23 protein-coding genes are annotated in these 22,968 nt (G+C 42.1%); 20 read left to right on the top strand and 3 right to left on the bottom strand.

What is annotated here, in order from left to right:
• The first annotated feature begins 10 nt into the window (after positions 1 to 10).
• From spoIIR to CARFE_RS14335, 17 genes are all read left to right on the top strand, one after another.
• The gene (spoIIR, locus tag CARFE_RS14350) at positions 11 to 538 is read left to right on the top strand and encodes a stage II sporulation protein R (protein WP_154652723.1); all 528 of its coding nucleotides are present in this window, start codon (positions 11 to 13) and stop codon (positions 536 to 538) included.
• Positions 539 to 584: 46 nt separating this feature from the next.
• Positions 585 to 842, top strand: coding sequence for a YlmC/YmxH family sporulation protein (locus tag CARFE_RS0105060; protein ID WP_011344945.1), 258 nt, complete (start codon positions 585 to 587; stop codon positions 840 to 842).
• Between the two features lie 114 nt (positions 843 to 956).
• The gene (gene nrdR / locus CARFE_RS0105055) at positions 957 to 1,421 is read left to right on the top strand and encodes a transcriptional regulator NrdR (RefSeq protein WP_011344944.1); all 465 of its coding nucleotides are present in this window, start codon (positions 957 to 959) and stop codon (positions 1,419 to 1,421) included.
• Positions 1,422 to 3,437, top strand: a complete 2,016-nt coding sequence (gene nrdD / locus CARFE_RS0105050) for an anaerobic ribonucleoside-triphosphate reductase (protein WP_028051963.1) — start codon at positions 1,422 to 1,424, stop codon at positions 3,435 to 3,437.
• On the top strand, positions 3,437 to 3,946 hold the full coding sequence (nrdG, locus tag CARFE_RS0105045; RefSeq protein WP_028051962.1) for an anaerobic ribonucleoside-triphosphate reductase activating protein: 510 nt from the start codon (positions 3,437 to 3,439) through the stop codon (positions 3,944 to 3,946). Before nrdD ends, nrdG begins: the two co-directional genes overlap by 1 nt.
• 83 nt (positions 3,947 to 4,029) lie before the next feature.
• Positions 4,030 to 5,544 (top strand): MBL fold metallo-hydrolase RNA specificity domain-containing protein, encoded by a 1,515-nt coding sequence (locus CARFE_RS0105040; protein ID WP_028051961.1) that lies wholly within the window; start codon positions 4,030 to 4,032, stop codon positions 5,542 to 5,544.
• A complete protein-coding gene (gene pgeF / locus CARFE_RS14345; RefSeq protein WP_034541692.1) occupies positions 5,544 to 6,374 on the top strand; it encodes a peptidoglycan editing factor PgeF in 831 nt (276 codons plus the stop codon). Before CARFE_RS0105040 ends, pgeF begins: the two co-directional genes overlap by 1 nt.
• On the top strand, positions 6,352 to 7,047 hold the full coding sequence (locus CARFE_RS0105030) for a response regulator transcription factor (RefSeq protein WP_011344939.1): 696 nt from the start codon (positions 6,352 to 6,354) through the stop codon (positions 7,045 to 7,047). The genes pgeF and CARFE_RS0105030 overlap by 23 nt, the downstream gene beginning before the upstream one ends.
• Entirely contained in the window at positions 7,044 to 8,399 is a 1,356-nt protein-coding gene (gene pnpS, locus CARFE_RS0105025; protein WP_028051960.1) for a two-component system histidine kinase PnpS, read from the top strand. The genes CARFE_RS0105030 and pnpS overlap by 4 nt, the downstream gene beginning before the upstream one ends.
• 3 nt (positions 8,400 to 8,402) lie before the next feature.
• Entirely contained in the window at positions 8,403 to 9,062 is a 660-nt protein-coding gene (gene phoU, locus CARFE_RS0105020) for a phosphate signaling complex protein PhoU (RefSeq protein ID WP_011344937.1), read from the top strand.
• Between the two features lie 13 nt (positions 9,063 to 9,075).
• Complete coding sequence (locus CARFE_RS0105015; protein WP_028051959.1) at positions 9,076 to 10,017, top strand: HlyD family efflux transporter periplasmic adaptor subunit; 942 nt, start codon at positions 9,076 to 9,078, stop codon at positions 10,015 to 10,017.
• A gap of 23 nt (positions 10,018 to 10,040) precedes the next feature.
• Positions 10,041 to 10,715, top strand: a complete 675-nt coding sequence (locus tag CARFE_RS0105010; protein WP_011344935.1) for a YggS family pyridoxal phosphate-dependent enzyme — start codon at positions 10,041 to 10,043, stop codon at positions 10,713 to 10,715.
• A gap of 14 nt (positions 10,716 to 10,729) precedes the next feature.
• Positions 10,730 to 11,143, top strand: a complete 414-nt coding sequence (locus tag CARFE_RS0105005; RefSeq protein ID WP_011344934.1) for a cell division protein SepF — start codon at positions 10,730 to 10,732, stop codon at positions 11,141 to 11,143.
• Between the two features lie 15 nt (positions 11,144 to 11,158).
• Positions 11,159 to 11,938, top strand: a complete 780-nt coding sequence (proC, locus tag CARFE_RS0105000) for a pyrroline-5-carboxylate reductase (RefSeq protein WP_028051958.1) — start codon at positions 11,159 to 11,161, stop codon at positions 11,936 to 11,938.
• A gap of 13 nt (positions 11,939 to 11,951) precedes the next feature.
• The gene (locus CARFE_RS0104995) at positions 11,952 to 12,215 is read left to right on the top strand and encodes a YggT family protein (RefSeq protein ID WP_011344932.1); all 264 of its coding nucleotides are present in this window, start codon (positions 11,952 to 11,954) and stop codon (positions 12,213 to 12,215) included.
• 4 nt (positions 12,216 to 12,219) lie between these two features.
• Positions 12,220 to 12,960, top strand: a complete 741-nt coding sequence (locus tag CARFE_RS14340) for a YlmH family RNA-binding protein (RefSeq protein ID WP_051250168.1) — start codon at positions 12,220 to 12,222, stop codon at positions 12,958 to 12,960.
• Between the two features lie 18 nt (positions 12,961 to 12,978).
• Entirely contained in the window at positions 12,979 to 13,476 is a 498-nt protein-coding gene (locus CARFE_RS14335) for a DivIVA domain-containing protein (RefSeq protein WP_051250167.1), read from the top strand.
• Positions 13,477 to 13,529: 53 nt separating this feature from the next.
• On the opposite strand, the gene CARFE_RS0104980 is transcribed toward CARFE_RS14335, so the two are convergent.
• From CARFE_RS0104980 to CARFE_RS0104970, 3 genes are all read right to left on the bottom strand, one after another.
• Entirely contained in the window at positions 13,530 to 16,577 is a 3,048-nt protein-coding gene (locus CARFE_RS0104980) for an FAD-binding and (Fe-S)-binding domain-containing protein (protein ID WP_028051957.1), read from the bottom strand.
• Positions 16,578 to 16,700: 123 nt separating this feature from the next.
• Positions 16,701 to 17,369, bottom strand: a complete 669-nt coding sequence (locus CARFE_RS0104975; protein ID WP_011344928.1) for a 3'-5' exonuclease — start codon at positions 17,367 to 17,369, stop codon at positions 16,701 to 16,703.
• 12 nt (positions 17,370 to 17,381) lie between these two features.
• Complete coding sequence (locus CARFE_RS0104970) at positions 17,382 to 19,277, bottom strand: DUF294 nucleotidyltransferase-like domain-containing protein (RefSeq protein WP_028051956.1); 1,896 nt, start codon at positions 19,275 to 19,277, stop codon at positions 17,382 to 17,384.
• Between the two features lie 263 nt (positions 19,278 to 19,540).
• Between CARFE_RS0104970 and CARFE_RS0104965 the strand changes: the two genes are divergently transcribed.
• The 3 genes from CARFE_RS0104965 to CARFE_RS0104955 all read left to right on the top strand — a co-directional run bounded on the left by CARFE_RS0104965 (position 19,541) and on the right by CARFE_RS0104955 (position 22,909).
• Positions 19,541 to 19,876: a DUF485 domain-containing protein gene (locus CARFE_RS0104965; RefSeq protein WP_051250166.1), complete on the top strand. Its 336-nt coding sequence runs from the start codon at positions 19,541 to 19,543 to the stop codon at positions 19,874 to 19,876.
• 2 nt (positions 19,877 to 19,878) lie between these two features.
• Entirely contained in the window at positions 19,879 to 21,408 is a 1,530-nt protein-coding gene (locus tag CARFE_RS0104960; RefSeq protein WP_028051954.1) for a solute symporter family protein, read from the top strand.
• A 310-nt stretch (positions 21,409 to 21,718) separates the two neighbouring features.
• A complete protein-coding gene (locus CARFE_RS0104955; RefSeq protein ID WP_245570756.1) occupies positions 21,719 to 22,909 on the top strand; it encodes an L-lactate MFS transporter in 1,191 nt (396 codons plus the stop codon).
• The last annotated feature ends 59 nt before the right edge of the window (positions 22,910 to 22,968 follow it).

The raw sequence follows: 22,968 nt of genomic DNA, 5'->3' as shown, positions 1-22,968 counted from the left end.
AGTTTTATTTTTGGGGGCAAGTTTAATTTTTGGTTCCTTTTCCTATAAAGGGGAGATAATGCCCAAAGTGGTGGAGAACGATATTATCCGTTTTCATGTAATTGCTGCCAGCGATAACCCCGCTGACCAGGAGCTAAAATTAAGGGTAAGGGATGAAGTATTAACGTATTTATATCCCAGATTAAAAACGGTAAAAAGGCGCGAGGATGCGTTAAATGTTATAAAAAATGAACTGCCCCACATCAATGCTGTGGCCCAGAATTACCTTAAAACTCAGGGAAAAGATATTGGGATAAAAGTGGAGATGGGAAAGTTTTATTTTTCCGAGCGCTCTTATGGTGAATATCTGGTACCTGCCGGCTATTACGATGCTTTAAGAATAAAAATCGGCAAAGCCGAGGGGCATAACTGGTGGTGCATTCTTTATCCCCGCCTTTGTTTTGCCGATTGGGGACGAATCGAACCTTCGCACGTAAAAAGTTATTACTTGAAGTCCCTTTTCATTAAGAAGTTCAAAAAAACAATAAAAAAAGGGTAATTTTCAAGGCCTCCGGCATATAATTTACCAGGCCGGGGGTGTTTTTATGTTAAGGCTTTCGGAATTGAAATATCGTGAAGTAATTAACGTTGCGGACGGACGGCGGCTCGGGCTAATTAAAGATATTGATCTGGATTTAGAGAGGGGTAAGATTAATGGCTTAATCATACCGGTAGCTACCCGGAGCTGGAATTTTTGGGCGCGGAATGATGATGTGTTTATTCCCTGGTCGGCGATAAAAAAAATTGGAATAGATGTAATTCTGGTGGACCTTCCCAATTTTGTTGAAATACCGTCCCGCTAAAACCTCAGGCTGGTATGCCCTGGGGTTATTTTTTTGCCTTTTATTTCCTTGACCACACAAGATATAGTAGTATATAATTAGATTGAACACAAAATATAGGGTGGTGGGAGGAATTTGAGGTGTCCTTTTTGCGGTAACGAAAATACCCGGGTGATAGATACCCGGGCAGCGGAGGATGGTTTTGCCATTAAAAGGCGCCGGGAATGTGAAAACTGCAGCAAAAGATTTACCACCTATGAACGTTTGGATGACCGGCCGTTAATTGTGGTTAAAAAAGATGGCAGCAAGCAACTATTTGATAAACACAAAATTTACACGGGCTTATTAAAGGCGTGCGAAAAAAGGCCTATTGCCGAGAGCAAGCTTTTAGAAATAGCTGAGGAGATTGAGAGGGAACTAAAAAACAGATTAGAGCAGGAGGTTACAAGTTTGGAAATTGGGGAAATGGTCATGAGCCGGTTAAAGAAACTTGATGAAGTAGCGTATGTTCGCTTTGCCTCGGTATACCGGCAGTTTAAAGATGTTAATTCTTTTTTAGAAGAGTTAAAGAAATTGTTAAACGGGGGAGAGAATTCATAAATGTTTAAAGAGATTATCAAACGGGACGGTAGGGTAGTGCCTTTTGACCCTAATAAAATAACCGAAGCAATTTTTAAAGCAGCCCGGGCGGTGGGAGGAGAAGATCGGGAAACGGCTTTAAAATTGACCTTACAGGTCCTCGGCTATTTAAAAGCAAAATATAACGGAAATCTTTTTAACGTGGAAGATGTCCAGGATGCGGTGGAAAAAATTTTAATTGAAAACGGCCATGCGAAAACGGCCAAGGCGTATATTCTCTACCGGGCAAAAAGAACGGCGATTCGGGAAGGCAAATCGGAATTAATGGATACCGTGGCGGAAATCTTGGTGGAAACCAGCCGGGAAAACGCCAATATCGGGCACTCGCCGGCGGCCAAAATGTACCAAATAGCCAGTGCAGCCTCCAAACATTACTACCTTTCCCGGCTAATTCCCGAAGAACTGGCGCTGTTACATAAGCGGGGCGATTACCACATCCACGATTTAGATTATTATGCCAAAACCATAAACTGCCTCCAGCATCCCTTAAAGGAAATTTTAGAAAAAGGCTTTAATAATGGACATGGCTATATAAGACCGCCAAAGCGTCCGGGTAGTGCGGCGGCCCTGGCGGCCATTGTGTTGCAGAGTGCTCAAAATGACATGTACGGCGGGCAGAGCTTTCCGTTTTTCGACCGGGATATGGCAGCCTTTATGGGTCAGGCGCCGGAGGAAGAGATTTTCCAGGCGATGGAGGCATTTATCTATAATTTAAACAGCATGCACAGCCGGGCAGGAAATCAGGTAGTCTTTAGCAGTATAAATCTGGGCACCGACACCAGCGAGGCGGGTCGCAAAGTTACGAGAAATTTTTTACTGGCCTACGAAAGAGGGCTTGGCCGGGGCGAAAATCCCATTTTTCCCAATATAATTTTTCGTCTGAAAAAAGGCGTTAACTTTGAGCCGGGTGACCCCAATTACGATCTTTTTCAACTTGCATTAAGGGTTGCCGCTAAAAGGCTAAATCCAACTTTTAGTTTTATGGACAGTAGCTTTAATCAGAAGTACGGCGACCAGGTAAGTTATATGGGCTGTCGTACCAGGGTTATGGCCAACCGGAAGGGACCGGAGGTTACCGAACGGCGGGGGAACATTGCTGCGGTTACCTTAAATCTACCCCGGCTTGCCATTAAAGCCAGGGGTAACCTTGAAGTTTTTTGGCAGGAACTATTCTGGCTTATGGAAATGGGAAAACAGCAGCTCCTTCACCGGCTTTCCGTTTTAAAAAATTTAAAGGTAAAGGATTTACCTTTTATCATGGGGCAAAAAATTTATTTGGGTTCCGAAAATTTGGGACCGGAAGATTCAATTTTACCGGCAATTGTGCATGGGACATTTTCGATAGGCTTTATCGGTCTTGCGGAAACCTTAATTTTACTTACCGGAAAACATCACGGAGAAAGTGAGGAAGCTCAGGAACTGGGCCTCAAAATAGTAAAAGCTATGCGGGAAAAGGTGGATGAGTTTTGTGAGGAAACGGACCTTAACTTTGCCTTGCTGGCAACCCCCGCGGAAGGTTTATCCGGGCGATTTACGGCTTTGGACCGAAAAGAATTTGGGGTGATACCCGGAGTTACCGATAAGCAATACTACACTAACTCTTTTCATGTGCCGGTAGCGTATCCCATTGAAATATTTAGAAAGATAGAAATTGAGGGACCGTATCACAAGTACTGCAACGGTGGGCACATTAGCTATGTAGAGTTTTCCGCTCCTCCCTTAAATAACGTTGAAGCTTTGGAAGCGGTTATAAGACATATGGCAAAAAACGACATGGGATATGCGGGAATTAACTATCCCCTTGATTTTTGCGAAAACTGTGGCTTTTTAGGGGTGATTGATGACCTTTGTCCAGCCTGCGGTGAGGGACAGATTAGGCGGGTTAGAAGGATTACCGGTTATTTAAGTACGGTAGACCGTTTTAACGATGCCAAATTGGCCGAACTTTACGACCGTAGACCCCACGGGGTGTTATAATGGCGAAACTAAAGGTAGCAGGTATTACCAGGGAAAGTGTAACGGACGGTCCGGGGTTACGTCTGGTGGTTTATACGCAGGGTTGCCCTCACCGGTGTGATGGTTGTCATAATCCGGAAACCTGGGATGTTTCCGGGGGCTATGAATTAGAAAGCGAACTAATTTTTGAACAAATCAAGGAAAATCCTCTCTTAGCAGGGTTAACCATTTCCGGGGGTGAGCCGTTTTTACAGGCTAAAAACTTAATTGATTTGGTACAAAAAACTTCTGTTCTTGGCAAAAATACTGTTATTTATACCGGTTATACCTTTGAGGAGTTAATGCAAATTGGACAACATCAACCGGAAATTTTAGAATTGTTAAAAGCTGCCGATTACCTGGTAGATGGGCCCTTTATCAAGGAACTTAAAACTTTTACTTTACCTTTTAGAGGTTCGTCGAATCAGAGGTTTATTGACTTAAAAAAGAGTTTTTTACAAAAGCAAATAGTTGAAGTGAAATGGGAGTAAATTGTTGAAATTTACTCTTTTTTTTTCTTTACACTCCCAAAATTCAAGAGTAATATAGAAAAAAAGAAGATTGGGGGAGTAAAATGGAATTAACTTTTTTCGGTGCCGCTGATACAGTTACCGGCTCGTGCTACCTATTTAACGTTGCCGGGCGCAAGTTTTTGGTGGATTGCGGGCTTTTTCAAGGCCCCAAAGCGATAAAGGAAAGAAATTACGGCGAATTTCCTTTTAATCCATGGGAAATCGAGTTTATTCTTTTAACCCATGCCCATATCGACCATTCCGGGTTAATTCCTAAGCTTGTAAAAAAAGGTTTTAAGGGAACCATTTATGCGACGGAACCGACGGTGGATTTAGCGACGGTAATGCTCCCCGATAGCGGACATGTGCAGGAAATGGAAGTGGAGAGAAAAAACAGAAAACTAAGACGGGCAGGTAAGCCGGAATTACAGCCGATTTATACCGCTGACGATGCATTTAATGCTTTGGCATATTTTCAAAAAGTACCTTTGGAAACACCCTTTACTCCCTTACCTGGTTTAGAAGTTACTTTTTTTGATGCCGGACACATTTTAGGTTCGGCTATGATAAAAATTGCATATAAAGGGCAGGACGCTACCAGAACTATTTTGTTTACCGGCGATTTAGGCCGAAATGGCAGGCCTTTTATGAAAGAACCGCAAAAAGTTCCTTTGACCGATATTTTAGTTTTAGAAAGTACGTATGGTGACCGGGTTCGTTCCGAGGAAGGAGATTTAAAAACTCTTTTAAAATCTTTAATTGAAAAAGTTTATAGGAGAAACGGCAATTTAATTATTCCGGCTTTTGCTATGGAGCGGACCCAGGATTTAATTTATATTTTAAACGACTTAGTGGAAAATAAGGAAGTACCTCCAATAGATGTATACATCGATAGCCCTTTGGCGGTGGAAATTACCAAGCTTTTCAAAAAATATCCGATGTTTTTTAATGAAGAGTACAAAGAAAAACTTAACCGGGGAGATGATCCCCTTGCCTTTCCAGGCCTTCATTTTTCGGTAAGCCAGGAAGATTCGGTAAAGCTTAATAACATTAGCCGGGCTATTATTATATCTGCTTCAGGTATGGCCGATGCGGGCCGGATACGCCATCATTTAAAACATAATTTATGGCGGCCGGAGTCGGCGGTATTGTTGGTTGGCTATCAAGCTCAGGATACCCTGGGGCGAAAGTTGTTAGATGGAGCAAAAGTGGTTAAAATTATGGGTGAGGAGATTGCCGTTAAAGCGGAAGTTTACCACTATGATGGTTTATCGGCCCATGCCGATCAGAGGGAATTACTGGCGTTTATCGGAAAGTTTAGCCAAAAACCTGCGCAAATTTACCTGGTTCACGGGGAAGACGAGGCCCGGCTAAATTTAAAAAAGTTAATTGAAGAAAAATATCGGATACCGTGTTACCTTCCCCGTTACCAGGAAACAATATCTTTACTTGCAAACTTACCCGGAAAATCGGAAGAAGTATTAATCGATAAAGTAATTACTTTATTGAAAGCTAAACAATTAACGGAGAAAGCCAGAGATTTAGTGGAAAAATTAGTTAAGGAGTTAGAAAGTTGATGGAGTTTTTATTAAAAGAAAGAAAAGGCTTAAAGCTTTTTTTCTTTAAAAAATTTCAGGATTTTGGTATTGATGCTTTTTTCACCACGCGCCCTGGGGGGCAAAGTTCAGGACCTTATCAAAGTTTTAATTTAGCCCTCCACGTGGGTGATGAACAAAAGGCTGTAATAAAAAACCGCGAACTTTTAGCCGCTGTTTGGGATTTAGATTTAAAAAATTTTGTAGCAGCGGAGCAAGTACATGGTACAAATATTGCCCTTGTAGACCATGCTGATGGCGGACGGGGTATGGAACAACTGGATTCGGCGGTAAAAAAGACCGACGGCTTAATTACTAGGGAAAAAAACCTTGGACTTTTAACGTTTTATGCCGACTGCGTGCCGTTGTACTTTTTTTCGCCTGATCCTTTTATTTTAGGGGTAGCCCATGCCGGGTGGCGGGGTACGTTAACGGAAATTGGGGCAAAAATGGTTTATACTTTAACTTCCTTAGGGGCAAAACCGCAAAATATTATTTGCGGTATCGGGCCGGCAATTGGACCGTGCTGTTATGAAGTGGGCGATGAGGTTGCCCAGAGTTTTCTTGACCGGGGCTATCCCAAGGGAGTGATAAAAAAAGAGGGGAAATACTTTTTAAATCTCTGGGAGATAAATTCCGAAATATTAATTAAAGCTGGTATTCAGCAGCAAAAAATTGAGATTTTAAATCTTTGCACGTCCTGTAATCCTGACTTATTTTTTTCTTACCGCAGAGATGGGGGCGTAACCGGGCGTATGGCTGCCGGGATTATAAAAAGGGAGGTAGGTTATGAAAATTTTAGTGGTGGATGATGAAGCTCCAATTGTGGAGCTAATAAAGTTCAACCTGGAGCGGGAAGGTTATAAAGTTTTGGAAGCTTATGATGGTATAAGAGCCCTTGAGATTGTAAAAAAAGAGCTTCCGGATTTAGTTATCCTTGATATTATGCTTCCCGGAATGAGTGGTTTGGAAGTATGTAAAAATATCAGGAACAATGAAAAAACAGCGGAAATACCAATTATCATGTTAAGCGCCCGCGGGGAGGAAGTGGATAAAATCCTGGGCTTAGAGTTAGGGGCCGATGATTATATGGTGAAGCCCTTTTCTCCCCGGGAACTGGTAGCCAGGGTCAAAGCAAGACTCAGACGTTTGGAAGGAAGAGAGGGGAAGAAAGAGGGGATTATCAAAATTAAAGATATTGTCATAGATCAGGAAAAATTTGCTGTTTACGTTAAGGGCAAAAAAATGGATTTTACTCCTAAAGAGTTTGAGCTTTTAAAGCTTTTAGCCAGTAATCCCGGTAAAGTATTTACCCGGGAATATCTTTTAGAGAAAATATGGGGTTACGAGTTTTTGGGAGATACCCGGACGGTGGATGTTCATATTCGTCATATACGACAAAAGATAGAAGATAATCCGGCAGATCCGGTTTACATCGAAACCGTTCGGGGAGTGGGTTACCGGTTCGGTGAGGAAAAGAAATGAGAATGGAAATTGGCCTGTTACTGCTGTTTCTTGTTAATTTAATAATCCTTTTTCTGGTTGAAGGAAAATTGCTTTCAATTTTGGAAGGGATTTTTCTTGCTGCACTGGGATATATAATTTTTGGAGCATTTATTAAAGAAGTTAATAACAAATTTAAGTTATTAGAAGAATTTACCTCAAAATGGCGGCAGGGCCAGTATTTCAAGGTAAGCTATTATAATGATAAGGAACTGGGGAAAATTGTTGATAATGTAAACCACTTGATTGAACAGCTGGAAAACTGCAAAAGAGCTATTAACGAAGGAGAAAAAAGACTTACGGCAATTTTAGCCGGAATTAAAGCCGGGGTTATGGTATTGGACCGGGACGGGAGAGTTATTTTAGTAAATAAAGGTTTGGAAAATCTCTTCGGGAAGTTAAACTTTACCGGGGAGCCCAAGCCTCTCTTGGAAGTAATCAGAAACTACGAATTGGAAAAATTTTTAAAGGAAGCTCTGGCCAATTTAAAAGAAATGACCCGGGAAATAGAATTTTTACTGCCAAATTCCAAGACCATCTTAATTCACGTAACACCGTTAAAAGATGAACACGACCAAAAGGTTGGTCTTGTAGCAGTTTTTGATGATATTACTGAAGAACGAAAGTTAGAGAAAATGCGGAGTGAATTTATTGCCAATGTTTCCCACGAATTAAGAACGCCGCTAACCTCCATTAAGGGTTTTTTGGAAACTTTATTGGATGGAGCGTTGGAAGATAAAACCATTGCCAAACATTTTCTTCAGATAATGAACAGTGAAACCGAAAGGTTGACCCGGTTAATTGATGATTTGTTAAGCCTTTCCAAGATTGAAGCCAAAAAGGTGGATTTTGCTCCGAAACCGCTAATGCTTCAGGAATTAATCCAAAAAATGAAGCTTTTGTTTAAAAGTCGTTTGGAAGAAAAAGAATTAAGCTTTATCATTTCCCTTCCGGAAAATTTACCTTTAGTACTGGCCGATGGCGATATGATCAGCCAGGTTTTAATTAACCTTATTGATAATGCAATAAAATACACCCCTGCCGGAGGAAAGATAGAAGTTACAGCTGCCGTCAAGGGGTCGTGGGTAGAGGTTGTGGTAAAGGATACGGGAATTGGTATTCCCGAAGAAAGTCAAAAACGGATTTTTGAGCGTTTTTACCGGGTTGACAAGGCTCGTTCCCGGGAATTGGGAGGTACTGGACTTGGACTTGCTATCGTTAAACACATAATTGAACTGCACAACGGAAAAGTTTGGGTCAAGAGCAAGGTGGGAGAGGGAAGCGCTTTTGGTTTTACCATACCTATTGCTCAAACGGTACAAAAGGAGGAATAGCTAATGACAGCTCGGCAAAATTTTGATAAAGCGTTAAATGAATTGGAAAACGAAATATTACGGATGGGTAGCATGGTGGAAAGGGCAATTTATGATGCGGTTGAATCTCTGGCCAAACAAGATGTGGATTTAGCTCAAAGGGTAATTAACGGGGACCGGGATATTAACTATTTAGAAACGGAAATTGAAGATCGTTTGGTCACCTTAATAGCCACGCAACAACCAATAGCCCGGGATTTAAGGCGGATAATTACCGGGATAAAAATCATAACGAACCTGGAAAGAATGGGCGACCACGCGGTGGATATAGCTCGAGTAACTAAGAGGATAGCAGGACAACCGCTTATTAAACCTTTAGTTGATATTCCGCGAATGGCCAAAATATCCCAGCAAATGGTAAAGGAAGGGTTGGATGCTTATGTCCGTTCCGATGTGGATAAAGCAAAATATATGTGTTCGTTAGATGATGAAGTTGATCATCTTTACTCGCAGGTTTTCAGGGAGCTCCTGACTTATATGATGGAGGACCCCAAAACCATTGCTCAGGCTACTTCACTGTTATTTGTTGCCCGGTTTTTGGAACGGATTGCCGATTATGCTACCAATATTGGTGAGGCGGTTATTTACCTGGTTACCGGAGAAAGGTTCGATTTAAACCTGTAATGGGGCGAATTAAATGAATAACGCGAAAGTTGTTTTTCTAAAGAAAAAAAGGAAAAAAAAGAAAAAAAACAAAAAGATTCTGATTTACTTTTTAATGGGCAGTTTTGTTGCGTTTATTCTTATAAATTTTGGAAAAACTCTTTTAGTACAAAACTTTAACCCGGTTGGTTATTTGGAGTGGAAAGTTTTTGAAGATGGGGTTAGAACCGAAGGGTTTCTTTTTAAAAATGAAGTTCCCGTTTATGCCGAAGCTAACGGAAAGGTTGAACTTCTTCTTGCCTGGAAAAAGGTTAGAAAAGGAGATACAATTGTCAAAATAAAGGATAATGCCAGTCAAAAAATTATTCCGGTTAAAGCAAAGGTAAACGGAATATTTGTTCCCAATACCGATGGTTTGGAGTTTATTGGCCCCGATAATATTGAAACTTTAAACCCCAGTAAAATTCTGGAACTCTACCAACCCAGGAAAGTCGAAGGAGATGCTGTGGAAGGGCAGCCTTTAGGAAAAATTATCGATAATTTAAATCCGATTCTCTTGGTGATACCTAAGTTATCTTTACGCGATAACTTAGTAGAAGGGCGAGAGTACCGCCTGAATATTAATGAAAAGTACGAGTTAAAAGCTAATTTTCTCCGGAAAAATGGCGAAGTTGCGTTATTTTCCATTAATTTTTACCCTGATGAGCTGTTAAATCAGAGAAAGGTTTCGGTATTTATTAAAACCAAAGAGTATAGCGGTTTTTGGGTTCCGGTTTCGGCGGTGAAACAAATTGCCGGAAAAACTTATCTTTATACGCTTAAGAATGAAGAAGTCGTTTTAACTCCCGTAAAAGTAGTACTTAGCAGGGAAAATAATGTTTTGGTTGAAGGAGAAAAGGAGTCCAAGGACGAATTAATAGGGAAGAAGTATTTAATCCGTCCCTTTCTTGTCCAACCCGGGGACAAGTTTCATTAATATTTCAGGGTGGAGGATCAATTATGGAAATATCCCAAAAGCTTCAGGAAGTTAAGCGGGAGATTGCGAAAATACGCCCAGGAAGTAAGGTAAAAATATTAGGAGTTACCAAAACGGTGGATGTGGAAAGGATTAAAGAGGCAAGTAAAGCGGGTGTAGAGGCTTTTGGTGAGAACAAAGTTCAGGAGTTTTTGGAAAAGTATGAGAAGCTTCCTAACTTAGAGTGGCATTTTATCGGTCACCTGCAAACCAACAAAATTAATAAAATTTTAGGAAAAGTTGTACTTATTCATTCATTGGATCGCTACAATTTAGCAGAGGAAATAAATAAGCGTGCTTATAGATTGGGGATTAACGTTCCTGTTCTTTTAGAAGTTAACATGGCAAAGGAGGAGACAAAATTTGGCTTAATGCCGGAAGAAGTAGAGGATTTTTACTTTGAAGTTCGGGAAAACTTTAAGAATCTTGAGGTATCTGGTTTAATGACCGTAGCACCGTACGTGGAAAATCCCGAAGAGGTGCGACCGGTTTTCCGAGCTATGCGGGAGCTTTTTTTGAAGCTTAAGGCTAAAGATCCGGAAAACGATAAATTCCAGTACCTTTCTATGGGCATGTCTAACGACTATAAAGTGGCGGTGGAGGAAGGTGCCAATATTATTCGCCTGGGTACCTTGCTTTTTGGGGAGAGAAAGTATTAAAGGGGAGGGTATTTATGTCAGGAGGTTTTTTGGATAAAGTCTTAAATTTTATGGGATTCAGTGAAGAGGAAGAAGAAGAGTACGTAGAAAAAGAACCGGCGAAAAAAGTAAGAGGGAAAGCTAATTTAGTTGCTTTGCCGGGAATGAGCATGCTCAAGATGATGGTTTTTGAACCCAGGAGTTTTGATGAAGTGCAAGGTATTGCGGACAGTTTAAAATCCGGAAGTCCGGTGGTGGTGAATTTAGAGCGAATTGATGGGGAATTGGGCCGCAGAATTATTGATTTCCTAATGGGCACTACCTATGCTTTGGGTGGGCATTTGCACAAAATTAACCCCCAGATTTATTTATTTGCTCCCCAAAATGTTTTAATCGAAGGGGAAATGCGGGAGTTTCGGGATAAAACCTTTTTTAACCCTTTTAAATAAAGTGGAGGAGTAACTATGAAACCAGCTGTAGGAATAATTGGTGTTGGCCAAATGGGCGGGGCAATTGCCCGGGGCTTATTAAAACAACAACCTTCTCCGATAAAAAAACTTTTCCTGTCCGATAAAAATCAGGAGTGTTTAAAACCTTTTTTAGAGCAGGCTGAGCCGGTTACCAATGAACTACTGGTTAAAAAAGCTGATGTGGTCATTGTTGCGGTAAAGCCGTACCTGGTAGAAAGTGTGATAAAAGAAATCTCTCCGGGGCTTTCCGGTAAAATTTTAGTTTCAGTGGCGGCCGGGGTTTCCTTGAAAAAAATAGCCGAGTGGGGGGTTCCTGGTGAATGTGAGGTGGTAAGGGTAATGCCCAATACTCCGGCTTTAATTGGCCAGGGTTTTATAGCGATTACGCCCTCCAAAGCAAATGCTTTATTAGCGGAAATTTTTAATTCTTTAGGAGAAGTGGTTTTTCTCGAAGAGAAATATTTTGATCAGATTACAGCCTTAGCGGGAAGTGGACCTGCTTATATTTATTTAGTAGCGGAAGCATTAATTGATGGAGCGGTCCGCTTGGGTCTTCCCCGGGATGTGGCAAGGAGCGCGGTTGTCCAGACTTTGATAGGGGCAGGAGCAATGCTCAAAGAAACTCAGGAACATCCGGGAATTCTCCGGGATGCGGTAGTAACCCCCGGTGGGACCACGGCGGCGGGTTTATACCAATTGGAAAAACAGGGGATTCGAGGAATGTTTGCCGACTGCTTAGAAAGTGCTTACGAACGGGCCAAAAATCTTACTTAAATAGAGGTGGAACATGAATTTTTTAACGGATTTTGTTAACTTAGCCTTTAATATTTATGGCTGGCTTATTATTATCCGCGTTTTACTTACCTGGATTCCGGTTAATACCTATCATCCAGTGGTTAATTTTATTACATCGCTAACCGACCCTTATTTAAATCTTTTTCGGCGGCTTATTCCACCGGTAGGTATGATTGATTTTTCTCCAATTGTGGCGTTTTTTGTTCTTGAAGTAATGAGAATGGCAGTTTTACAGTTACTGTTAATGCTGGGGTGATAGCATGGATTTAAGTCAAGTCGAAATTGAGGACCTGCTTTCCCGAGCTGCCAAAGGGCAGATTGTATTGACCGACTTTCTTGATCCGGCTGCAGCTTCGCTTACCAGGGACTTATTAAGAAATTATCCTGAAGTAAGTTATAAAGTGGATGGCGGTTATCCCAATGCGGAAAGAGTGCGTTTTGCCTTTTACCCCATCTATGTTTTTCCTGAAGATGTAGAGCTTAATCTTGGATTTATAGAAATAACGGGGAACTTTAAATTTCAAGCGGTAACTCACCGGGATTTTTTGGGAGCGATCCTGGGCACGGGGATAAAAAGGGAGAAGGTTGGTGATTTAATTCTTATTCCCAATGGTTGCCAGGTGGTGGTAGACCGGGATTTGGTACCATATTTAATTCAACAGTTAGACAAAGTCCACCGGGTAGGTGTTACTGTTAAGGAAATCGTTCGGGAAGAGCTTTTGTTACCCGAAGCCAAAACCCGGGAAGTTGTCGCTTTTGTGAAATCCTTAAGACTTGATAGTGTAGGAGCCAGCGGATTTGGAATTTCCCGAAGCCAGATGGTGAAGGAAATCGAAGGACAAAAAGTAAGGGTTAACTGGAAATTGCAGGTTAAACCTTCGTATGAGGTTGCTCCGGGCGATGTAATTTCTTTAAGGGGACGGGGCAGGGTGGAAGTTCTTGAAATTGCAGGAGTTAGTAAAAGCGGGCGCAATAAGGTAATATTAAGACGATACCTTTAAATTTTGGGAGGGTTATAAATGCAGCTGCCGGTGGAGATCAGGGCAAAAGAATTTAAAAGGGTTTTTCGGGGTTACGAGCCGGAAGCAGTGGATAATATTTTAGAAATGGTAGCCCAGGATTTAGAAAAACTTCTTGCCGAGAATCAACGGTTAAAAGAGTTACTTGAGGCTAAAGAACAGCAATTAGCAAATTTTAAGCTTTTAGAAGACAGAATAAATCAAGCTTTAATTGTGGCGGAAAAAACTGCAGGAGAAATAATCGAAAACGCTAAAAAAGAAGCGGAAATTATTCTTAAAACGGCGCAAAATCAAAAAGGAGAAATGATAAGTCAAGCTAAGTTAGAAGTGCAAAAAATTATGGAAGAATACGAAAGATTAAACCAGGAATACGAAAAATTCAAAAGGGAATTTAAAGCGTTGTTATTAAGTTATTTAGACGAGGTGGGTGAAAAAGACCTAAATACTAAAGACCGCCAAATTTCTCAAATAAAGCCCAAAAGCGTGGAAACACCTTAACAAAAAAGCCCTGCAGTTTTCCTGCAGGGCTTTTTAACTATCAGAGCCGGCAATTACAAGCTGGTCTTAATATACGAAATCATATCATCGGTAACAAGTTTTGCTACATCCGGCAGCATTTTGGGCATCAACCGATCCATAACTACGGGCATCAGGTTGGGCATTTGCCGCTTCATGTAATCGGGCATCGGAATCCGTTTTTCCACCTCTCTTAGCATATCCGGAAGCACCTTGGGCATTACCATTGGCATCAACATCGGCATCATCTTAGGCATCATTGGCTTCATTAAGGAAAGCCCGCCGGGGATTACCCGCATAACTTTCATCATTGTTACCATGTAGCCAGGCATCGCTTTAAACATTTGCGGGAAGAGAGCTTTCATAACTTGAGCAAAACCTTCCGGAGTCATTAAAGCAATCATCTTTTCAAATACGGCCCACAACTCTAATGCGTAAGGAGTGGGGTTTGGTAACTCAATTCCCAAACCCTTGGCAGCAAAGGCAGCTAAGTCGACTACCGGCATATCGATGTTGTTTTTATCGGCAGCTACCCTTAACTGAAACTGGCAGCAAGGACAGAGTGCTATAAGCATATCAGCATTAACTTTAACGGCTTCGTTTACCCGCTTTCCACCTAATTTATCGGAAGTTGGGTGGGATTCGCCAATCCGGGTTAACACGCTACCGCAGCAAAGGGCATTTTCCCGGTTATGTTCCATTTCCACGAACTCTACGCCGGGTATCGCTTTAATAAGCTCCCGGGGGGGTTCGTAAACTCCTCCCGCCCGACCGATATGGCACGAGTCGTGGAAAGTAACCCGGGCGTTGACTTCATGGGTGAATTTAAGCTCGCCGGATTTAATTTTTTCTTCTAACACTTGTGAATAATGCTTGGCTTCAATATCGTATTCAAGACCGAGCTTTTTCGCCCATTCGGGGTAAAGGTCATGCCACGATAACCAGCAGGCGGGGCAGGAAGTTACAACCGTTTTTACACCCCGTTTTTTAGCTTCAGTAATGTTGTGCTTAACAATTTCCTGGAATACATCCCAGCGCCCGGAAACTAACATGGGTATACCGCAGCAAGCTTCATCTTTGCCAAGGTAGGTAAACTCAATGCCTGCCGCATCTAAAAGCCGAGCAGAAGCAATGGCAATATCGTTTTCTACGTAACTTGCGGTGCAACCGGCAAAATAAGCGATTTCAGCTTTGTCTTTAATTTTGCCTTTTAAGTCTTCGGGAACCCATTTATCCCGGTCTTCCCGAAAGCCCGCCCAGATGTTGATGTCTTTTTGCAAACTGGCAGCCATCATTTCAAAGGCCGGGAAGGTCATATAACCTTTTTCCATTACAAGGTCGCCCCGCAGGACTCCCCAGGACGGTTCAATGGGTAAATCTAACTGACAAACAAAGTCACACTTCTCGCAGGTAGTACAGAGCAGGAAAGTATCAACCATTTTTTGGTCAAACTTGGCTTTACCTTCAATTACCTTGCGAATAAACGACCATTTACCCCGGGGGCTTGCTGATTCCCAACCCCGGCCGTCATATAGAGTACATACGTTGCGGCAGTAACCGCACTGGGCACAGGCATAAGCATACCAGGCGACGTTTCCGGGGATTCCGTTTTTCGCTTCGAATTTTTCTCCTAAATCGGGTTTTGCTTTGTTGCCAAACCACCGGGCTACCCCTTCAAAAGTATTGGCCAGGGACATAATCGTATTAATGATGCCTTTTCCTTCAAGCTTCAAGGGGTTAAATAAACCGTCGGGGTCCACTTTAGCTTTTAGTTCTTTAATTTTTTGTAACCTTTCGCCATATACCGCTGGAGCTTCATTAGCTAAATAAAGCCCTGCGGCGTAGCTCCTGCCGCCAAACTTTTTCGCAGTTTTTAAGACGGTAAGAGATAGGCTATAGGCAAAGTTGAAAGAAAACTTCCGTTCATCGTGCGGGATAAAGCCTAAAAGGACAATTTCACTATCGCCTACAACCGTACCTTCGATGACTAAGGGAAGAGAAATCAAGCGTTCAAACTCACTAAATACTTCACTTAAGCGATTCTTGGGAATCACGACTTCTGCCGGCACTAATGAAGGACCAATTCGTTTAACTTTCATGGGGTTATAACGCTGTTCCCATTCGTGCTTGGTTATTTCCGCCGGTAGTATTTCTCCACCATTTTTTGCAGCTAAACTTTCTATTTTACCGGCTATGTTGCTATCTTCAAAAGCAACGATGGTAATAAAACCTTTAGGCAAAGTTGGACCTTTTTCTTCGTGCCCGTGGTGTACCTTGGGAGGTAACTGGTTTTTTAATTCGGCAGCCGTTGGATTGATAAAACCAACATGCCAGATGTCAAGGCCGCTTTTTCCTAGATCAATAATAAAATTTTGTAAATCTTTTGCCGATTTAAAGTTTGCGGCAATTACATGGGTATCTTTAAGAGGTTTTACCTTTAAAGTAACTTCGGTAATAACCCCGAGAGTTCCCATGGTACCAAAAATTAAATCTAAATCTTTTCCGGAAAAGGTGCGGACTTCGCCGTTGGCTAAAACAACTCTGACGCTAACCACATTTTCTTTAAACCAGCCGTACTTGTAACTGCCGATACCGGAACCTTCCTGAGCTACCCAACCACCAACCGTTGAAGCCGGGGCACTGGTAGGAACCATTCTTGGGGCAAGACCATAAAAACTTAAATAATATTCTAAATCTTTCCACACCACACCGCCCTGGACGGTTACCGTTTGGGCTTTTTCATCATGGGCGATAATTTTATTAAAACGGGATAAGTCAATAACCAAACCGCCTAAAACCGGTAAAACTCCACCGTAACCGGAAGAAGCGGAAGCCCTTGGCGTAAGGGGAACTTTCTTATTTCTTGCCCACTGGAAAAGCCAGATTAATTCTTCTTCGTTTTCCGGCTGGACTATACCAGCGGGGGTGGTGTTACCTACCAATGGCTTAATTAGGCTTGGTAAGGCACCAACATCGTGATCGTATAAAATTCGCTCATTGTAATTAAAGTTTACCCGCGCACCAAACTTACGCTGGAGTTCGGCCTGCTCAGCTTGTGAAAAACTTCTTTTTTCCGCCACCATTACTCCTTCCTCCCTTTAGTAAGCTAATTTAAATATACTGCAAAAAAATTTCGCTGTCAATATGGTTCGGGAGGAGGCGAAAAGTGAAAAATTTCAGAGAGAAAAGGCGAGAAGTGTCAAATATTATAGGACTTTATATATCTCTTGTGAAAGTTGCCACCAAGTATTTATATTTTTTAACTCAAGTATTTTTAAAAAATTCAGAAAAACTTTAGCGCAAATTACCGCATCTCCCAGGGCTGTGTGTCTTCCCTGGAGGCTTATGGCAAATTTTTGGGCAAAATTTTCTAAAGAATAGTTTGGCTCCCGGGGGAAGAGATATATTCCTAAATCCACGGTATCCAGGAGACGGGGGGTTAGTTTTTTTCCTGTTAAGGAACTTAGATGTTTATTTAAAAAAGCCAGGTCAAAATTTACCGAATGCCCAACGATAACCGAGTTTCTGGCAAAATCTAATAAAGTTGTCAGGGTATTAGTAAGGGGAGGAGCGTTTTGCACCGTTTTTGGACTAATTCCGGTTAATCTTTGGACTACTTCTGGTATTTCCCGCTGGGGGTTGACATAAGCATGAAAGGCTGGACGGGTGATGTTGCCGTTAATAATTTTTACCGCACCAATCGCGATAATTTCGTCCCCCTGAAAGGGTTTTAAGCCGGTGGTTTCCAGGTCAATTACCGTATAGGTTAAATTTAAAAGCGGAATGTCGTAAGGATAAAAGGCATTTATCGTTTCAATTTTAGTGCGAAGCGGGTTTTTATTTTGTTCTAAAAATTTTTTTAAAGATTTTATCATTGAAATTCCTCCCTAAAAGGCGGTTACCCGGAAGGCGGTGGCGGTAAGTTGCTGAAGCTTCTGGGCGTAAATTAAAGCCTCTTTTAAAAGCATTTGGTCTTTGCGGGGTAAATGGTAAGGGTTAATAAGATTTGTGGGGGTAAGATTTACTTTAATTTTGCTTAAATTTTCTTTGATTCTAAATAAGGAAATGGTTTCAAAGGCAAACTGGAAACTTTCAATTTCTTCCCGGGAAAAAATCTGTTTTGTTTCTAAAAACTTTAAGCGAGTTAAAGTGGCGCTGGAGGAATAGTATTTTTCCCGCAAGGCAAATAGGCGGATGGCATCGACAAAATGGATTGTCCCTTGTCTTTTTAAATCAAGCATATCTTTGCGTGGACCAGATCTGGGGGTAATAAACGAATGCCAGACGTTAAGCGGTACTTTATTTAGATATTCATCCCGGGCTAAATGGAAAAACACTATTGGGGTTTGGGAAAGCTGTTCTAAAACCTGCTCCTTTAATTTTTCGGCTAAGTTAAAATTACCGTAAACCGGGCGAAAATCGAGAAAGATGGAAAAAAGGCGAATATTTTCTCCGGTTAAGTTTAAAAACCAGTCCAAAAGTTTTTGTTCCCAGTGAACTATTTGTCCGTTCCAAAAAGGATTACTGGCCATAACCCCGCCTTTACAGGGACTGAAACCCACTTCTATTAACAGGTTATTGATTTTTTGGCCAAGTTTTAAAAAGTAATCCTGAACTATTTTGGGCTCCTCCTGAGGATTATCCCAGATAAGACCGTTATCCAGGTCGGTGCGTAAATATTGTTCTTCCCGACCGGCACTGCCCATGTTAATAAAACAAAAATCGGCGGGTGGCGGCCCCGACTCGTTCTCCATTTCGGTAAGTGCCAGCTCTACCGCTTTCCGGTAAGCCCGGTCGAAAAATTCGGTCATAATTTTATAAATTTCGGCAATTCCGGCTTTTTCCGAAACGAGAGCGGTTAATACCCCTTCGGCATCTTTCAATCCCTGTTTAATTTCTTTTGGGCTACTGGCGGTCTCCAAAGAATTAACGATGGTAATGGTGCCGGTTTCCCGGCTCTTTAAAAGGTCTTTTAAGGTAATGATACCTAAAAGGGTTTCATTTTCGGTTACCAAGAGGTGGCGTACTTGTTTTTTAATCATTTCTAAAAGAATCTGGGAGTAGTAAGCATCCGGGCTTATGGTTGCCGGATTTTTGTTCATAATGTCCAAGGCTATTAAAGAGTCGGTAGGAGTTTTACTTTCGGCCAAAACTTTTCTTACAAGGTCGTGTTCGGTGATAATTCCCAAAGGGCGATTGTAATTGTCAACGATAACTACCGAGCTTACCTGGTGCTGGGCCATGAGGTTAGCTATAGTTTTAATCGACTCACCGGGGGTTGCCTTTACCACTTCAGGATTCATAAGTTGGGAAGCTTTTTTAATAATGTTTAAAGGGGAATAGGAGTCCGTTTGACTTTCCCGGGATATTTCTAAATATAAATCCCGCAGACGGTCGGTAAGAATTTTGTTAAAGGCGGCGGTAAAAGGGAGATTTTTGTTTAAAATCTCCATAAAAATATTTTTCGGGATAAACCCAATTAAGGCTTCCGTTGCGGCCCGAATACCTGCCGGGTAAGGTTCACCGCTAAAAAGTACCGTCTCGCCAAAAAACTCACCCGGACGGCGCAGAGCGATTACCAGGTCCTGACCGCGTTCGCTGGTTACCACAATTTCTAAAATGCCGTTAAAGACAAGGAAAAGACCGTTTCTTGCCGGCTCTTTTTCCCTGAAGATATATTCGCCCGGCTGGTAGTTACGGGAGGTAAGGCTATTACTTAATTCTTCCAAAAGATTTTCCGGTAGCAAAGAAAAAGGATAGATATGGGATAGAGTTTGTGGCAAATAAATTCCCTCCTTCCAGGGGATTTTTTTTAAATATAATAACTTTTTGGATTTACTGTCACTAAAATTCCCCCGAATCGCCAAAAAAGCCGTTTTAATTGCACTTTTCTTTTTTCTTATTTTTTCGTTTTAACTAAAGAGGGGAAATTAGGCAGTTGGCTCTAAAAATAAAACCGTTTAAGGAGAGACAATTGTCAGAAAATTTAAAAAATAATACTTTAATATTAAAAACGTGGGCGTAAGCCCGGAAAGGAGGAGGTTTTATGGAACATTTAAGAGAGCAGCAGCTTTTAAAGGAAAAACTATCCCATATCGACAAGAACCCAAAATACCAGAAACTCATAGCCGAAAAGAAAAGTTTTATTGTAAAGGGGGTCATCTTTTTCCTAATTTACTATTTCTTACTGCCGATTTCGGTTGGTTATTTTCCCGGAATTATGAAGCGGCAGGTAATTGGCAGTATTAATCTGGCGTATTTATTTGCCTTATCCCAGTTCTTCATGGCCTGGATTTTAGCTTATCTATATGTGCAAAAGGCTAACAAAGTGTTTGACCCCCTGGCCGAGGAAATTATTAAGGAAGTTAAAGGAGGGAGGTAGGGATGAAGATTAATTTGGCGTTTACCCTGTTTTCCATTATTGTTCTTATTACCCTTATCATAACTTACTGGGCAGCGAAAAGGACCAAAACGACGTCGGAATTTTACGCTGCCGGGCGATCGATTACCGGGTGGCAAAATGGTATTGCGGTAGCTGGCGATTATATGAGTGCTGCATCGTTCTTGGGAATTGCCGGACTAATTTGTCTTTATGGTTATGATGGCTTTATGTATTCGGTTGGTTGGCTGGTGGCGTATCTTACGGTTTTGCTGGTGGTAGCGGAACCTTTACGGAATTCAGGTAAATATACCATGGCGGATGTTTTAGCCTACCGGATGAATAACAAAACCGTTAGGTCGGTAGCGGCATTAAGCACCATTACTGTCAGCCTTTTTTATATGATTGCCCAGATGGTGGGGTCGGGTAACTTGATAAAACTCCTGCTGGGTTGGAAATACGAAACGGCAATTATTGTTGTAGGTTTACTGATGATTTTATACGTGGTGTTCGGCGGGATGCTGGCAACCACCTGGGTGCAAATTATTAAGGCCGTTCTTTTGATGACCGGTACGATTGTACTATCGGTTGCCGTATTAGCCCATTTTGACTTTAGCCTGGTTAAATTTATGGGGGCAGTTTCGCAAAAATACGGTCAGAGCTTTTTAGAGCCGGGGAATTTGTACAAAAATCCGCTGGATCAAATATCCCTGGGGATTGCCCTAATCTTCGGTACTGCCGGTCTTCCCCACATTCTGGTTAGATTTTACACCGTGCCCAATGCTAAGGAAGCCAGAAAATCCGTGGTCTGGGCAATGGTGATAATTGGCGCTTTTTATATAATGACTACCTTTCTCGGTTTTGGAGCTGCTTATTTTGTAGGGCAGGATGTGGTAAAAAGCTTTGATAAAGGCGGTAATATGGCGGCTCCCCTTTTAGCCCAGTATATTGGCGGTGGTCCAGGAACTGTTGGAGGAGAGTTTTTCTTAGCCTTTATCGCAGCAGTTGCTTTTGCAACCATTTTAGCGGTAGTTGCCGGCCTTACCATTTCTGCTTCCTCGGCTTTTGCCCATGACTTTTATACCAACGTATTGCGGGGAGGAAAAGCCAGTGAAGCCGAGCAGGTGAAGGTTGCAAGACTAACGGCACTAACGGTTGGGATACTATCCATCTTAATTGGAATTTTAGCCAAAGGCATGAACGTTGCTCACCTGGTAGCTTTGGCTTTTGCCGTAGCTTCCAGCGCTAACTTACCGGTTATTGTTTTATCGATGTTCTGGAAGCGGTTTAATACTGCCGGAGTGGTGACCGGTATTCTAACAGGTTTGATTGCCTCGGTAGGGCTTGTAATGATTGGCCCGGATGTGATGGGGAAAGAAGCAATTTTCCCCTTAAAAAATCCCGGAATTGTCAGTGTACCGCTGGGCTTTTTAGGGGCAATCTTGGGAAGCTATCTTAAAGTGGAAAAAGTGGCGGAAGAAAAATTTGCCGAACTGGCAGTTCGAGCCAATACCGGCCTTGGTGCCGAGATGTAAGGGTTAAAACTTTGGCGCGGTATCCCGCGTGAGGGCCGGATACTGCTGCCAGGATAACGGCCCCGCCTCTTTAGGCTAAAGCCAAAGAGGCGGGGTTTTTTCTTGAACTGCACTTATAAATGTCTGAATTGCTGTTTTTGTAAAATTCCAGCGATTGACCCGAAAATTTTGGTAACTTAACCTCAAAATGTAGCTTTTAAAATAAGATTTATTGTTGCTGGGGGTTACGGTACCTATAATCTAAGTGTAAGTAATTGGGAAAGGAGGGTAGTGGAATTAAAAAAATACTTATTTAAGAGAGGTGGGAAAGGTGAATAAGGGTATTTTGGTTACGGCTGCTGGTACCGGGATTAACCTGATGCTTGGGGTTTTGTACAGTTGGAGCGTAATAAAAAAAGCGTTAGTTGCCCAGGGATGGAGCAATACCCAGGCGGCAGTTCCCTATACCGTAGCTTGTGCGGTTTTTGCGATTATCATGGTATTTGCCGGCCGGCTTCAGGACCAGATAGGCCCGCGCAAGGTGGCAACGGTGGGGGGAATATTAATAGGTAGCGGAATGATTTTGGGAGGATTAATACCGTCCTTAACGGGTTTAATTATTTCTTTTGGAATTCTGGCAGGGACGGGAATTGGGCTTGGCTATGCGGCGGCAACTCCGGCAGCAGTAAAATGGTTCGGCCCCGAGAAGAAAGGATTAATTACCGGAATAGTAGTAAGCGGATTTGGCTTGGCTTCAGTGTATATTTCGCCCCTTACCACTTGGTTTTTAAATCACTTTGGCTTAGAGAGAACTTTTATTTATTTAGGAATGATTTTTTTGGTAATTACCGTTATCCTGGCTCAATTGTTAACCGACCCTCCCGCAGGTTACCGGGCGACAGGAGTAATCAATGAAACTTTAAAAATTAATGTGGATTTTACCTGGCAAGAGATGTTAAAAACTTCCCGTTTTTATCTTTTGTGGTTGATGTTTGCTTTTTCGGCATCAGCTGGGCTCATGGTAATCGGGCACATTACAACCATTGCCAAAGAGCAGGCCAACTGGGAAAAAGGCTTTTGGCTGGTGGCTTTGCTGGCAATTTTTAATGCCTCCGGCAGAATATTGGCGGGAATGACTTCCGATAGAATTGGCAGGGTCAACACAATGCTTTTAGTTTTCCTGGTTGGCGGTGTTAATATGCTTCTCTTTGGAACTTATCATACCATCGGCAGTATGGCTATTGGTACGGCAATTGCCGGTTTAGCTTACGGTGCTTTATTAAGCCTTTTCCCTTCCGCTACGGCAGATTATTATGGAACAAAAAATCTCGGAGTAAATTATGGTTTGGTTTTTACCGCTTGGGGCATTGGAGGGGTTTTTGGCCCGCTTTTAGCCGGTAAAGTGGTAGACCTGACGGGGACTTATCTGTTGGCCTATAAAATTTCTGCTGCCCTTTTAGGCGGAGCGGTATTGCTTGCTTTACTTTTAAAAATACCGCGCTATGTCCTGGCCAAAGCGTAATTTTAGGGACGGTTCTGTCAACCACCATTTTCTGGGGCTGACAGAACCGTTTTTTTTTT

The organism is Carboxydothermus ferrireducens DSM 11255 (assembly GCF_000427565.1).
Taxonomy (GTDB): domain Bacteria; phylum Bacillota; class Z-2901; order Carboxydothermales; family Carboxydothermaceae; genus Carboxydothermus; species Carboxydothermus hydrogenoformans.
The sequence above is the reverse complement of the archived record's forward strand: the minus strand, read 5'-3'. Positions and strand labels throughout refer to the sequence as shown.